This is a genomic window from Streptomyces cellostaticus, assembly GCF_023630175.1.
Lineage (GTDB): Bacteria > Actinomycetota > Actinomycetes > Streptomycetales > Streptomycetaceae > Streptomyces > Streptomyces cellostaticus_A.
In genome coordinates this window covers 1-13,773 of the sequence record NZ_JALLIN010000079.1, presented here as the reverse complement: position 1 = coordinate 13,773, position 13,773 = coordinate 1, and the positions used below count along the sequence as shown (strand labels likewise).

The window sequence follows — 13,773 nt, the reverse complement described above, 5'->3', positions numbered from 1 at the left end:
GTGACGTCCAGTTCGGTGACGCCGGGCGGAACGGTGAAGGGCTGGTCGGCACCCGCCGTGTCGAAGGTGACCGTCACGGGCGCCGCCGCGGCGGCGGGCGCGGCCGTGGGCACCACCAGCGCCGCCGGCAGTGCCACCGCGGCGCACAGGACGGCAGCACGCCCGGCCCGGGCCGGACGCCGCGACTCACCCGCCGCTCCCGCACTACGGCGACGGAACACGGCACGTTGCAGGATCGGTCTCACAAGACTCCTCGACAAAGAGCGCGGCACCCAGAACGCGCCACGGACGTCGGCCGGTGAAGAGGCCCCTGCCGGGACCGCCCGACGATCAAGCCACACACACCCCGCGCGGTCATACAGACACACCGTCACACCGCCCACGATCCACCCACCAGACCCCGCCGACCCCGGACCTGGACCTGTGACCTGCCAAGTGAACCAACGCCCTGCCGGCTCACCCCACCGCTCCCGCCTCCGACCGCGTACCGCGCCACCAGCAGGCCGTGTGCCCGCCGGCATCCTCAGCGTCACCCTCCCGAAGGCCACCGCCGGCCGGTGGCCCGTGGGGCTTCTGCCTGCGCTCTGACGACGACTCGAAGCTGATCGGCGTCAGTCGTGCCGACGCACGCAGCTTGCGCGGTTGTTCGGGCAGGATGCTTCCGGTAAAGGCCGCCCGGGGTTTCGATCATCCACCCGTCGGAGGCGGCAGCGCGGAGGAGGACGACAGTGCCCGTACGAGGGCACCGATCCGGCGCCGGACGGCCCAAAGACGGCCCAGGGCCAGTGAGACGCGACGGGGCCGACGGTCCGCGACCGTCGGCCCCGTCCGCCGAATCAGCAGGAGACCCGCTCTGAGCTGCGCTTACAGCACCGGCAGGTTCTTCCGCAGCTCGAACGCGGTCACCTCGGACCGGTACTCCTCCCACTCCGACTTCTTGTTGCGCAGGAAGAAGTCGAAGACGTGCTCGCCGAGGGTCTCGGCGACCAGGTCGCTGCTCTCCATGAGGGTCAGGGCCTCGCCGAGGTTCTGCGGGAGGGGTTCGATGCCCATCGCGCGGCGCTCGGCGTTGGACAGGGCCCAGACGTCGTCCTCGGCGCCGGGCGGGAGTTCGTAGCCCTCCTCGATGCCCTTCAGGCCGGCGGCGAGGAGGACGGCATAGGCCAGGTACGGGTTGGTGCCGGAGTCCAGGGAACGGACCTCCACCCGCGCCGAGCCGGTCTTGCCGGGCTTGTACATGGGCACGCGGACCAGGGCCGAGCGGTTGTTGTGGCCCCAGCAGATGTAGGACGGGGCCTCGCCGCCGGCGCCCGCGGTGCGCTCGGAGCCGCCCCAGATGCGCTTGTAGGAGTTCACCCACTGGTTGGTGACCGCGGAGATCTCCGCCGCGTGCCTGAGCAGGCCCGCGATGAAGGAGCGGCCGACCTTGGAGAGCTGGTACTCGGCGCCCGACTCGTAGAACGCGTTGCGGTCGCCCTCGAAGAGGGACAGGTGGGTGTGCATGCCGGAGCCGGGGAACTCCGAGAACGGCTTCGGCATGAAGGTCGCCTGCACACCCTGCTCCAGCGCCACCTGCTTCATGACCAGGCGGAACGTCATGATGTTGTCCGCCGTGGACAGGGCGTCGGCGTAGCGCAGGTCGATCTCCTGCTGGCCGGGGGCGCCCTCGTGGTGGGAGAACTCCACCGAGATGCCCATCGATTCCAGCATGGTGATCGCCTGCCGGCGGAAGTCCATGCCCACGTTCTGCGGGGTGTGGTCGAAGTAGCCCGAGTTGTCGGCCGGGGTGGGCCGGGAGCCGTCGGCGGGCTTGTCCTTGAGCAGGTAGAACTCGATCTCGGGGTGGGTGTAGAAGGTGAAGCCCAGGTCCGAGGTCTTGGCCAGGGCGCGCTTGAGGACGTAGCGCGGGTCGGCGAAGGACGGGGAGCCGTCCGGCATCAGGATGTCGCAGAACATCCGGGCGGTGCCGGGGGCCTCGGCGCGCCAGGGCAGGATCTGGAAGGTGGAGGGGTCCGGCTTGGCGATCATGTCGGACTCGTAGACCCGGGCGAAGCCCTCGATGGCGGAGCCGTCGAAGCCGATGCCCTCGTCGAAGGCCTGCTCCAGCTCGGCCGGAGCCACCGCCACGGACTTGAGGAAGCCCAGCACGTCCGTGAACCACAGGCGTACGAAACGGATGTCGCGCTCCTCCAACGTCCGGAGCACGAACTCCTGCTGCTTGTCCATCTTCCGCTTCCCCATCCTTGCTGGTCAGGCCGCCCGGGTTCCCGCATCGCGGGGGCAGGCGGTCGGGCACCCGAGCATCACACCACAACACCGTTTCACGTGCGTTGCGGACCTTGATCGCCCGGGCGTCCTCGGCCTGAACGCCTCACATACGGCAGGTGTACCGCTCTGCCGCCCATCTTGCCTGTCCGGGGCCGCATCCGTAACGGCCGGTCCGCTCGGGACGTGGCCGAGACCGTGCGCTTTAATTTGCATCTCAGATGCAAGTTTAACTACCGTTCCGCTCAGTCGAGCGATCGAGCGAGTCGAAACGATCGAGCCCACCGAGGAGTCCAGATGCTGTCCGAGCCGTCAGCAGCCACCGTCCGCGCCACCCTGCCCGCCGTCGGCGCGGCCATCGGCGAGATCACCGAGCGCTTCTACGCCCGGCTGTTCGAGGCCCACCCCGATCTGCTGCGGAACCTGTTCAACCGCGGCAACCAGGCCGCCGGCGTCCAGAAGCAGGCCCTGGCCGGCTCCATCGCCGCCTTCGCCACGTACCTGGTGGACAACCCCGGGCAGCGGCCCGACGCGATGCTCGAGCGCATCGCCCACAAGCACGCCTCGCTGGGCATCGCCCCCGAGCAGTACCCGATCGTCCACGAACACCTGTTCGCCGCCATCGCCGAGATCCTCGGCGACGCGGTGACCCCCGAGGTCGCCGCCGCCTGGACGGATGTCTACTGGCTGATGGCCAACGCCCTCATCGCCATCGAGAAGCGGCTGTACGCGCGGAGCGAGCAGCGAGGCTGGCGCGACTGGGTGGTCGTCGAGCGGATCGACGAGACCGCCGACGTCGCGACCTTCAGGCTCCGCCCGGTGGACGACGGCCCGGTGCCCGGCTACCGCGCGGGCCAGTACGTGTCGGTCGGCGTGACCCTCGCGGACGGCGCCCGGCAGATCCGCCAGTACAGCCTGACCGCGGCCCCCGGCTCGCCGGAGCGGCGGTTCGCCGTCAAGCGGGTCACCGGCGACGGCACGGTGCCCGACGGCGAGGTCTCCGGCCACCTGCACGCCCACGTGCGCGAGGGTGACGTCCTGCAGCTCTCCGCCCCCTACGGCGACCTGGTCCTGGAGGACACCGAGGCGCCGCTGCTGCTCGCCTCCGCCGGCATCGGGGTCACCCCGATGATCGCCATGCTGGAGCAGCTCGCCCTCACCGGCCACCGGGCCCCGGTGACCGTGGTGCACGCCGACCGCTCCCCCGCCGCGCACGCCCTGCGCTCCGAACACGAGGCGTACACGGCGAAGCTGCCCGACGCCGAGTGCGTCTTCTTCTACGAGCGGTACGACGAGGACGCCGTGGGCGCCGGGCGGCCCGGTCTGGTCGACCTCACGGACGTCGGCATCCCGTCCGGCACGCACGCCTACCTCTGCGGTCCGCTGCCCTTCATGCGCGCGGTGCGCGCCCAGCTCATCGAGAAGGGCGTTTCCCCCGCCGACATCCACTACGAGGTGTTCGGCCCCGACCTCTGGCTCGCCGGGACCGTCTGACCCGGTCGGACACCGCAGGGCGCCCCGCCCGGCCGCACCGGCCCCGCGGGGCGCCGCTCCGTGTCACCGGGTGCGCGCCGGCATCCCGCGCACCCCTATCGGGGCCTCGGCGTCCGGCCGATCTCCAGCAGCAGCGGAGCCGTCGGGTCCACGACGACGTCCTGCACGGTCACCGGGTCCAGCGCCGCGTAGAAGGCCTCCTGCGCCCGGCGGAGCGCGCCCCGCAGCCGGCAGCCCGAGTTCAGCGGGCAGGGGGCGACGCCCTGGCCGGCGCCCTCGCAGTCGACGACCTCGCCGTCGCCCTCGAAGGCGCGCACCACGGCGCCCACCGACGCCGTGCGCCCCTGCTCGGTCAGGCTCAGGCCGCCACCCCGGCCGCGGCGGGCGTCGACCAGTCCCCGGTGCTGGAGCTCGGCGACGACCTTGGCGGCGTGGGTGTAGGGCACGTCCATGTCCTGAGCGACCTGCCGGGTCGTGGGGCTGTTCCCGTCGGCGACGGTGAGCCGCATGAGGACGCGCAGGGCCAGGTCGGTGGAGCGCAGCAGCCGCATGCCACGAGGGTAGGTAATGCGCATCCCGGGTTCAAATTATCTGGCCCCCGTGCCCTCGCCACGGAACGCCCCCCTGAGCGCACTACGATCGGCGGGCCCCATCGTCCACACTCCTTTCCCCCAGAAGGACACACCCCATGGGTTCCGCCAAGAACAGCAGCGCCGCCGCACGCGCGGCACGCATCGAGGAGATGCGGCGCGCCGGGCGCGCCCGCGCGCGCCGCACCCAGGTGCTCACCGTCGCCGCCGGCGTGGTGGCCGTCGCCGGCCTCGCCGTCGGCGGTGTGGTGCTGGTGGACTCGCAGTCCGGCGAGCAGGTCCCGGCAGCGAGCGGCGACGCCAGGGACGCCGGGGACGCCTGGGACGCCTGGGACGCCGGTGACTCCGGGCACTTCACCACCGGCCCGGACGGGGTGCGCACCTGGTCCGGGAAGCTGTCGCGGACGCACGTCACCGGCAAGGTGTCGTACCCGATGCACCCGCCGGTCGGCGGCAACCACGACCCGGTGTGGCTCAACTGCAACGGCGAGGTCTACACCGAGCCGGTGCGCGACGAGAACGCCGTGCACGCGCTGGAGCACGGGGCGGTCTGGGTGACGTACACGGGCGAGGCCGCCGAGGCGGACGTCGAGGCGCTCTCGGCGAAGGTCAGGAAGACGCCGTACTCGCTGATGAGCCCGTACGGGAACCAGGCCGCCCCGATCATGCTGTCGGCGTGGGGCCACCAGGTGACCGTGAAGGGCGCGAGCGACCCGGAGGTCGACAGGTTCCTCGCCACCTACGTGCAGGGCGGGCAGACGCCCGAGCCGGGCGCCCCGTGCACCGGTGGAGCGTCGAAGTGAGGCGGCAGCACGTCGGCTGGGCGGCCGGCGCGGCCGCGGCGGCGCTCGTCGCGGCCGGCGCGATCACCTACGCCGTGGCAGAGGACTCCGGCGGCGCGGTCACCAAGGCGCCGGCGGCCGGGTCCGCCGACGCCGGGTTCGCGCGGGACATGGCGGTCCACCACCAGCAGGCCGTCGAGTTGTCGTACATCGTGCGGGACCGCACGAAGGACGAGGAGGTGCGCCGCCTCGCCTACGACATCGCGCAGACCCAGGCCAACCAGCGCGGCATGCTGCTGGGCTGGCTGGACCTGTGGGGGCTGCCGAAGGTGTCCGCCGATCCGCCGATGACCTGGATGGGCATGGGCGACCTGCCGGCGGGCGAGGACGGGGCGCTGATGCCGGGGATGGCGACCGACAGCGAGGTGAGGAAGCTCGGCACGCTCGACGGCAGGCAGGCGGAGGTCTTCTACCTCCAGCTCATGACGGACCATCACAAGGGCGGTGTCCACATGGCCGAGGGCTGCGCCGCCGCGTGCACGGTCGGGGTGGAGAAGCGGCTCGCGCGGGGCATCGTCGAGGCCCAGCGGTCGGAGATCGAGCTGATGGCCGGAATGCTCAAGGAGCGTGGCGTACAGCCCCGTTCATAGCATCACCACCTGGACGGCCCTGGTAAAAGCCTCAAATCACCCTGAATGAAGGTTCTTTGAGCTTCTCTTGACCTCTGCGTTCCCCTGACATGAACGGTTCATCGCAAGAGTGGCCAGCGTCGTGTGATCCATTCGCCGGCCCGAACCGCCGCGGGTCGGTGCGTACCTCCACGACGTACCAGCGACTACATGCATGCGAACCGCATCGCAGGGGGTTCTATGAGATCCGACCGCGCCAAGATGCGCGCCGGCGTGAGCATGGCAGCGACGCTGCCGATGATCGCCGGCGCGCTGGCGCTGGGCATACCCGCGGCGCACGCCGCGGACGGCCCGGCCCGTGACGCGCTGAACGGCACCAGGCCCACATGGGCGACCGCCAAGGCGGACAAGGGTGCCACTTCGAACGAGGCCCAGGTCAAGGCCCGGGTCTATCTGGCGGGACGGGACGCGGCCGGTCTGTCGGCCTACGCCAAGGCCGTGTCCGACCCGAACTCGCCGCTCTACGGCAAGTTCCTGAGCGCCAAGAGGGCGCAGGCCCGCTTCGGGGCCACCAAGGCCCAGGTGGCCGCCGTCAAGTCCTGGCTGAGGTCGGCCGGTCTGACGGTCACCGAGGTCACCTCGCACTACGTCGCCGTCTCCGGTGACGTGGCCGCCGCCGAGAAGGCGTTCGGCACCCAGCTCCACAACTTCGCCAAGGGCTCGAAGACCTACCGCGCCCCGGCGCGGACGGCGTCCGCGCCGGCCGGCCTGAAGGGTGCCGTCCTGACCGTCACGGGTCTGGACAACGCCCCGCACAAGGCGCACCACAAGGACCAGCTTCCGCCGCCGGACGCCGTGTTCAAGAACTCCGGGCCGTTCTCCTCGTACTACGGCTCGAAGATCGCGAGCACGCTGCCGGACGCGTACGGCCAGAAGGTCCCGTACGCGGTCAAGGGCTACACCGGCAAGCAGCTTCGCGCCGCCTACGGGGCCGGCAAGTACACCGGCAAGCACGTGCGCATCGCCATCACCGACGCGTACGCCTCGCCGACCATCGCCTTCGACGCGGGCAAGTACGCGGTGAAGAACGGTGACGCGGCCTGGAAGACCGGCCAGCTCCACCAGGTGCTGCCGAAGAAGTACACGAAGACCGAGGAGTGCGGCGCGGCCGGCTGGTACGGCGAGGAGACCCTCGACGTCGAGGCCGTGCACGCGGTCGCGCCGGCCGCCGACGTCACGTACGTGGGCGCCGGCTCCTGCTACGACGACGACCTGCTGGACTCGCTCAGCAAGATCGTCGACGGCCACCTGGCCGACATCGTCTCCAACTCCTGGGGCGACATCGAGGCCAACCAGACGCCGGACCTCCTGGCCGCCTACGACCAGGTCTTCCAGCTCGGCGCGGTGCAGGGCATCGGCTTCTACTTCTCCTCCGGTGACAACGGCGACGAGGTCGCCAACACCGGTGTGAAGCAGGTCGACACCCCGGCCAACTCCTCCTGGGTGACCGCGGTCGGCGGCACCTCGCTGGCCGTCGGCAAGCGAGACAAGTACCAGTGGGAGACCGGCTGGGGCACCGAGAAGGCGACCCTGTCGGCCGACGGCAAGAGCTGGACGGCCTTCCCGGGCGCCTACACCTCGGGCGCCGGCGGCGGCACCAGCAAGACCGTGCCGCAGCCGTACTACCAGAGGAACGTCGTCCCGAAGGCGCTCGCCACGGCCAACAACGCCGCCGGCAACCGCGTCGTCCCGGACATCGCGGCCATCGCCGACCCGAACACCGGCTTCCTGGTCGGCCAGACCCAGACCTTCCCCGACGGCACCGAGCGGTACAGCCAGTACCGCATCGGCGGCACGTCGCTGGCCGCCCCGGTGATCGCGGCGATCCAGGCCCTGGCCCAGGAGGCGCGCGGCGGCAAGGCGCTCGGCTTCGCCAACCCGGCGATCTACGCGAAGTACGGCAAGAAGGGCGTCTTCCACGACGTCACGGACAACCCGACGGGCTCCGGCCTGGCGGTCGCCCGGAACGACTTCGCCAACGGCTACGACGCCGCCGACGGCCTGCTGACCTCGGTCCGCAGCCTCGGCAAGGACAGCTCGCTGTCCGCGGTGAAGGGCTACGACGACGTCACCGGCGTGGGCTCGCCCGCGAACGGCTACGTCAAGTCGTACCGGCGTCACTGAGCAGCGGATCCGCTGACCGGCTGACCCGGTAGAGGGGGCGTGGGGTGCGTGCACCCCACGCCCCCTCGCCGTCCGCCGGCCCGGCGCCCACCCCGCGCCCCCCATCGTGTCGCTCTGACGATTACACTGGGCCCGTGCCTCCGTTGAACTTCTGGTCGATCTATCAGCACGGCTTCGCACGGGTTGCCGCGTGTACGGGTCACACCGTCATCGCGGACCCGCACGCCAACGCCGAAGCGGTCCTGCGTCACGCGCGCCGGTGCGCCGGGGAGGGCGTCGCCGTGGCCGTCTTCCCGGAGCTGGTGCTGTGCGGCTACTCCATCGAGGACCTGCTGCTCCAGGACGCGTTGCTCGACCAGGTCGAGGGGGCGCTCCAGGAGGTCGTGGCGGGCTCGGCGGACCTGCTTCCGGTCCTGGTCGTCGGCGCCCCGCTGCGCCACCGCAACCGGGTCTACAACTGCGCGGTGATCGTGCACCGCGGCCGGGTCCTCGGTGTCGTGCCCAAGTCGTACCCGCCGAACTACCGGGAGTTCTACGAGCGCCGGCAGATCGGCGACGGCGCCGACGAGCGCGGCGGGACGATCCGGCTCGGCGGGGAGAGCGTGCCGTTCGGCGTGGACCTGCTGTTCGCGGCCGAGGACGTGCCCGGCCTGGTGCTGCACGCGGAGATCTGCGAGGACATGTGGGTGCCGGTGCCGCCCAGCGCGGAGGCGGCCCTCGCCGGCGCGACCGTCCTCGTCAACCTCTCGGGCAGCCCGATCACGGTCGGCCGGGCCGAGGACCGCAAGCTGCTGTGCCGCTCGGCGTCCTCCCGCTGCGTCGCCGCGTACGTCTACGCGGCGGCCGGACTCGGCGAGTCGACCACCGACCTGTCCTGGGACGGCCAGGCGATGGTCTACGAGAACGGCGCGCTGCTGGCCGAGACCGAGCGGTTCCCGCTCGGCGACAGTCACGCGGTGGCCGACGTGGACCTCGACCTGCTGCGGCAGGAGCGGCAGCGGATGGGCACGTTCGACGACAACCGCCGTACGCACAAGGCGCGCACGGATGACTTCCGGACGGTCGCCTTCGAACTCGATCCGCCCCGCACCGACCTGGGCCTGCGCCGACGCCTCGAACGCTTCCCGTTCGTGCCGGCCGACGCCCACCGCCTCGCCCAGGACTGCTACGAGGCGTACAACATCCAGGTCGAGGGCCTTCAGCAGCGGCTGGCGGCGATCGGCGGCCCGAAGGTCGTCATCGGGGTGTCCGGCGGCCTGGACTCGACGCACGCGCTGATCGTCGCCGCCCGCGCGATGGACCGCGCGGGCCGCCCGCGCAGTGACATCCTGGCCTGGACCCTGCCCGGCTTCGCCACCAGCGACCACACCAAGGACAACGCGCACAAGCTGATGAAGTCGCTCGGGGTCACCGCCGCCGAGCTGGACATCACGCCCACCGCGCGGCTGATGCTGCGGGAGATGGGCCATCCGTTCGCCTCCGGCGAGCCGGTGTACGACGTCACCTTCGAGAACGTGCAGGCGGGTCTGCGCACGGACTACCTCTTCCGGCTGGCCAACCAGCGCGGCGGCATCGTGCTCGGCACCGGTGACCTCTCCGAGCTGGCGCTCGGCTGGTCGACGTACGGCGTCGGCGACCAGATGAGCCACTACAACGTCAACTCCGGTGTGCCGAAGACACTGATCCAGCACCTGATCCGCTGGGTCATCAGCAGCGGCCAGTTCGGCGACGAGACCGGCCGGACGCTCGCCGCGATCCTCGACACCGAGATCAGCCCGGAGCTGGTGCCGGGCGAGGAGATGCAGTCGACGGAGTCGAAGATCGGCCCGTACGCGCTGCACGACTTCACGCTCTTCCACGTGCTGCGCTACGGCTTCCGGCCGTCGAAGATCGCCTTCCTGGCCTGGCACGCCTGGCACGACGCGGACGCGGGTGACTGGCCGCCGAACTTCCCGGAGGCCAAGCGCGTGGCGTACGACCTGCCGGAGATCCGGCGCTGGCTGGAGGTCTTCTGCCGCCGCTTCTTCGGGTTCGCGCAGTTCAAGCGCTCGGCCATGCCGAACGGGCCGAAGGTGTCGGCCGGCGGCTCACTCTCCCCGCGCGGCGACTGGCGCGCCCCTTCCGACAGCAACGCCCGCACCTGGCTGAGGGACCTGGCCCGCTTCGACGACCCTACGACTTGAGCGCGTCGACGAAGGGGGCCCAGGCGGCGGCGCCGAGGAGGAGAGCGGGGCCGTGCGGGAGCTTGGAGTCGCGGACGGGGACGAGGCCGGGGAAGTCGCTGGCGACTTCCAGGCAGTTGCCGCCGCTCTCGTTGCTGTAGCTCGACTTGCGCCAGAGGGCGGCGCCGGGGAAGTCGCTGGCGACTTCTACGCAGTCACCGCCACTGCCGTTGCTGTAACTGCTCTTGCCCCAGAGCGCGTCACTCAAGTCGATCCGTTTGCTTGCCATTTCGGTAATCCTCTGCGGCTGCCTTGATCATGGCGAGGGACGCATCTGGTGACAGCGCGACGGCCCTGAGCAGATCGTACGACCTGCGGTACTCCTCCACGAGGGCTGGATCGTCGATGGTGTCACCGCTGTGCAGCGACTCTGTGTAGAACAGCGGCGGCGCATCCAGAAAGGTCATGATCTTGGCGCTGCCGAGCATGAACGGATGCGGGTTGCACTTCCGCAGAACGATTTGCGTAACGATGCGACGGCCTTCGGCCAACTCCACAACCCGGTCGAGCTGTTCAGCCATCTCGGGCGGCGACAGGATCGCGTCGAAGAGCAGCGACTCATGCAGGATCACCCAGTACGACGGGGTGTGGTGGTCCTGCTCGAAGAGCACGGCCCGCGCCATCCGTGCGCTGACCTTCTCCTTCACCTCGCCATCGAGCGACAGCGGATGCGTGGCCCGCACCACGGCCCCTGCGTATGCCGGCGTTTGAAGCAACCCTGGAAACAACGTGGGGCACCACTCCTCAATGGTCCTGGCGTGCTTCTCCGCCTCCAGGACCTTCTCGAAATACTCGGCGTGCCCGGCGCGCCGCGCCCTGCGCACATCCTCACAGTGCCGCTCGAAGTAGCCGTCGGTACCCAGCACCCGGTCCACGTGCCGGGCCAGATCCATCGGCATGCGCCGCTTGCCGTGCTCGATGTCGCTGAGGTGGGACTTGCCGTAGAAGCTGCCCTCGACCAGCCGCTCCAGCGAGAGCCCCGCGGCCTCCCGCTGCCACCTCAACTCCTTGCCGTAGAAGTCGGGGACGCTGACCGAACCGTCGATGTCCTTGCGCCGGACCACGTACTCACCGCCATGACTCGCCTTGCCGTTTCCGCTGCTCGCGTCGCGGACGCGAAACCTCTTCCACGGTAGCGAGCCCGGCGACACGCTGTGAGGTGTTCGTAACTCACCGCACAGAAGGTCCGAAGCCCCCATGCCCGACCACCCCCCCACCGCCCACGACGTCACCCTCTGCGTGGAGGACCTGCGCACCGCCCTCGCCCTGCACGGCATCACGCTGCCCTCGCTCCGCGTGGACCTGGCGAGCCTCGCCGGTACGTACCCGCCGTCCGCCGGCCTCGTCGCGCTCGGGAACTGCAACACGGCCACGGCCCGGGCGCTCGCCGCCGCCCTGCGCGGGACGGTGGCGGGGTGACGGCCTTCGAACTCGACCTGCTCGCCACCCCGAAGGCCGTACCGGAGCTACGCCACCGCCTGCGCGCCCTCGACCACGAAGTGCGCCTGTGCGCCACGGAGTTGCTGACGAACGTCATCGACCACCTCGGGGCGGGCACCCCGGTCACGGTCCGCGTGACCGGTACCGCCCAGGGCCGCACCCGCGTCGAGGTCACCGATCCCGACGCGCATGCCCTCCCCGCCCTGAAGCCGGTCACGGACACCGCCGAGTCCGGACGCGGCCTTGCTCTGATCGACGCACTCGCCCGGCGCTGGGGCGTCGATCAGGGACCGGACCACAAGACGGTCTGGTGCGAACTGCCCGCGCGGGCCGCCCCCTTCAGGCCAGGACCGCGGGCCTGAGGACGTCGTGGCACCACTGGCGGAAACCGGTGGGTGCGGGCGTCACCAGGGTGCGCCGTTCGGCATCGTAGATGCCGTCGTTCTGGGCCGCGACCATGTCGGCCAGGCCCCGCGCCCAGGCCCCGCTCATCCCGCGGCGCGTCATCGCCATCCGGTAGGCGTCGAGGCTCAGCTCCTGGCAGCGGACCGGTCGCTCCAGTACCTCGGAGAGGACTTCGGCCATGCCGTCGGGGGTCAGCTCGTCGGGACCGGCGACCGGGACGGCACCCTGCCCGCTCCAGGAGCCGTCGAGCAGCAGTTCGGCCGCCACGGCGGCGATGTCGCGGGTGGCGACGGTCGCGAGCGGGCGGCCCGCTGAGTTCGCCGTGAAGAAGACCCCCTGACTCCTGATGGCCTCGACCTGGTGGAGGAGGTTCTCCATGAAGTAGGGCATGGCCAGGGCCCGGTAGTGCACCCCGGTGCCCTCGATGAGCGAGTCCATCGCGAACGCGGGCGAGAGCAGCCCGGCGTGCCCGCCGTAGGCGCGGCCGAGGCTGGTGACGCCGACCACGCGTTCGACGCCCTGGGCCCTGACGGCTTCGCACGCCGCCCGGGTGAAGCCCAGGTAGTGCTCGTCGATGTCGTCGGCGTGGGGGTTCGGCGGCACCAGCCAGAGCAGGCTGTCGGCTCCGGCGAACGCCTCGGCGACGACGTCGGGGTCCTGGTGGGATCCCCGCACGACCTCGGCTCGGTCACGCGCCCGGGCGGGAAGCCGGGAGGGATCGCGGGCGATCACCCGAACCGGGCGGCCGGCGTCGAGGACGCGATCGAGGACCTGGTGGCCGATCTGGCCGGTGGGGGCGGTGACGACGATCACGAGAGAGCCTCCGGGTGGGAGCGATGCGAGGGGGCGCGACAGGGGGCGGCGGACGCACGCGCCGACACCGCCCTTGTTTCCGTCGATAACGGAATCACGATAACGACGATTGCGCAACTGCGATAACGACCGCTTGTTATCATTGGAAACATGCAGGAGCACTCCGCAGGCGCGGACAGCAATCGGGCCCGGATCATCGCCGCAGCGACGCGGCTTCTCGCCGACGGCGGGCGCGAGGCGCTCTCCACCCGGGCGGTCAGTGCGGCGGCGGGCCTGCAGGCCCCCACGATCTACCGGATCTTCGGCGACAAGCAGGGACTCCTCGACGCGGTGGCCGCCGACGGCTTCGCCGCGCACCTGAAGGCGAAGAGCCACGTGCAGCCCAGCGGCGATCCGGTCGAGGACCTGCGCGCCGGCTGGGCCCTGAACATCGACTTCGCCCTGGCCAATCCGGCGCTGTACTGCCTCATGTACGGCGACCCCCGCCCGGGCGCGGCCTCACCCGCCGCCGCGGCCGCCTTCGAACACCTCACCTCGTACGTGCACCGCATCGCCGAGTCGGGCCGTCTGCGGGTGCCCGAGGACCGTGCCGCCCGCCTGATCCACGCGGCGGGCAGCGGCACCGCCCTGGCACTGATCGCCACCCCCGAGGACGAACGCGACCTCACCGTCTCCGAGTTGGCCCGCGAGGCCGTCATCGCCGCCGTCACCACCGAGACCCCCACCGGGGCCGCCCCCGGACCGGCCGGCGCCGCGGTGGCCCTCCGCGCGGTCCTCCCGCGGACCTCGGCGCTGAGCCCCGGCGAGCGCGGCCTGATGAAGGAGTGGCTCGACCGCATCGCGGACTGAGGGCGGTCCCGCGGCGAGGCCGCGCACTTCCTCGCCTTCGTCGGCATCGCCGCCACCCTCATCTGCTGTCGCAGGCTCGATGGCGGCGTTACGAGCCGAA

General features: G+C 71.1%; 13 protein-coding genes. 8 read left to right on the top strand and 5 right to left on the bottom strand.

The window, feature by feature from the left end:
* Positions 1 to 864: 864 nt before the first annotated feature.
* Positions 865 to 2,226, bottom strand: a complete 1,362-nt coding sequence (locus tag MXD57_RS30390; RefSeq protein WP_250405387.1) for a glutamine synthetase family protein — start codon at positions 2,224 to 2,226, stop codon at positions 865 to 867.
* 336 nt (positions 2,227 to 2,562) lie between these two features.
* Between MXD57_RS30390 and MXD57_RS30385 the strand changes: the two genes are divergently transcribed.
* A complete protein-coding gene (locus tag MXD57_RS30385) occupies positions 2,563 to 3,759 on the top strand; it encodes a globin domain-containing protein (RefSeq protein ID WP_250405386.1) in 1,197 nt (398 codons plus the stop codon).
* Positions 3,760 to 3,854: 95 nt separating this feature from the next.
* Here MXD57_RS30385 and MXD57_RS30380 read toward each other — a convergent pair whose 3' ends face one another.
* On the bottom strand, positions 3,855 to 4,310 hold the full coding sequence (locus tag MXD57_RS30380; RefSeq protein ID WP_250405385.1) for an RrF2 family transcriptional regulator: 456 nt from the start codon (positions 4,308 to 4,310) through the stop codon (positions 3,855 to 3,857).
* 137 nt (positions 4,311 to 4,447) lie between these two features.
* Here MXD57_RS30380 and MXD57_RS30375 point away from each other — a divergent pair, with 137 nt between their 5' ends.
* The 4 genes from MXD57_RS30375 to MXD57_RS30360 all read left to right on the top strand — a co-directional run bounded on the left by MXD57_RS30375 (position 4,448) and on the right by MXD57_RS30360 (position 10,127).
* Complete coding sequence (locus tag MXD57_RS30375) at positions 4,448 to 5,152, top strand: DUF3105 domain-containing protein (protein WP_250405384.1); 705 nt, start codon at positions 4,448 to 4,450, stop codon at positions 5,150 to 5,152.
* Positions 5,149 to 5,781, top strand: coding sequence for a DUF305 domain-containing protein (locus tag MXD57_RS30370; RefSeq protein WP_250405383.1), 633 nt, complete (start codon positions 5,149 to 5,151; stop codon positions 5,779 to 5,781). The genes MXD57_RS30375 and MXD57_RS30370 overlap by 4 nt, the downstream gene beginning before the upstream one ends.
* Positions 5,782 to 6,000: 219 nt before the next feature.
* Positions 6,001 to 7,944, top strand: a complete 1,944-nt coding sequence (locus MXD57_RS30365; protein ID WP_250405382.1) for a S53 family peptidase — start codon at positions 6,001 to 6,003, stop codon at positions 7,942 to 7,944.
* Between the two features lie 134 nt (positions 7,945 to 8,078).
* Positions 8,079 to 10,127: an NAD(+) synthase gene (locus MXD57_RS30360; protein WP_250405381.1), complete on the top strand. Its 2,049-nt coding sequence runs from the start codon at positions 8,079 to 8,081 to the stop codon at positions 10,125 to 10,127.
* On the opposite strand, the gene MXD57_RS30355 is transcribed toward MXD57_RS30360, so the two are convergent.
* Together MXD57_RS30355 and MXD57_RS30350 are read right to left on the bottom strand one after the other, a co-directional pair.
* Positions 10,117 to 10,395, bottom strand: coding sequence for a DUF397 domain-containing protein (locus tag MXD57_RS30355; RefSeq protein ID WP_250405380.1), 279 nt, complete (start codon positions 10,393 to 10,395; stop codon positions 10,117 to 10,119). The two genes, MXD57_RS30360 and MXD57_RS30355, sit on opposite strands and share 11 nt — an antisense overlap.
* Positions 10,367 to 11,230: a helix-turn-helix domain-containing protein gene (locus MXD57_RS30350; RefSeq protein WP_250405389.1), complete on the bottom strand. Its 864-nt coding sequence runs from the start codon at positions 11,228 to 11,230 to the stop codon at positions 10,367 to 10,369. Before MXD57_RS30350 ends, MXD57_RS30355 begins: the two co-directional genes overlap by 29 nt.
* Before the next feature lie 133 nt (positions 11,231 to 11,363).
* Between MXD57_RS30350 and MXD57_RS30345 the strand changes: the two genes are divergently transcribed.
* Positions 11,364 to 11,585 (top strand): hypothetical protein, encoded by a 222-nt coding sequence (locus MXD57_RS30345; RefSeq protein ID WP_250405379.1) that lies wholly within the window; start codon positions 11,364 to 11,366, stop codon positions 11,583 to 11,585.
* Entirely contained in the window at positions 11,582 to 11,968 is a 387-nt protein-coding gene (locus tag MXD57_RS30340) for an ATP-binding protein (protein ID WP_250405378.1), read from the top strand. The genes MXD57_RS30345 and MXD57_RS30340 overlap by 4 nt, the downstream gene beginning before the upstream one ends.
* Here the strand turns inward: MXD57_RS30340 and MXD57_RS30335 are convergent.
* The gene (locus MXD57_RS30335) at positions 11,946 to 12,824 is read right to left on the bottom strand and encodes an NAD(P)H-binding protein (RefSeq protein ID WP_250405377.1); all 879 of its coding nucleotides are present in this window, start codon (positions 12,822 to 12,824) and stop codon (positions 11,946 to 11,948) included. The genes MXD57_RS30340 and MXD57_RS30335 overlap by 23 nt on opposite strands.
* Before the next feature lie 150 nt (positions 12,825 to 12,974).
* Between MXD57_RS30335 and MXD57_RS30330 the strand changes: the two genes are divergently transcribed.
* On the top strand, positions 12,975 to 13,673 hold the full coding sequence (locus MXD57_RS30330) for a TetR/AcrR family transcriptional regulator (RefSeq protein WP_250405375.1): 699 nt from the start codon (positions 12,975 to 12,977) through the stop codon (positions 13,671 to 13,673).
* Positions 13,674 to 13,773: the final 100 nt, after the last annotated feature.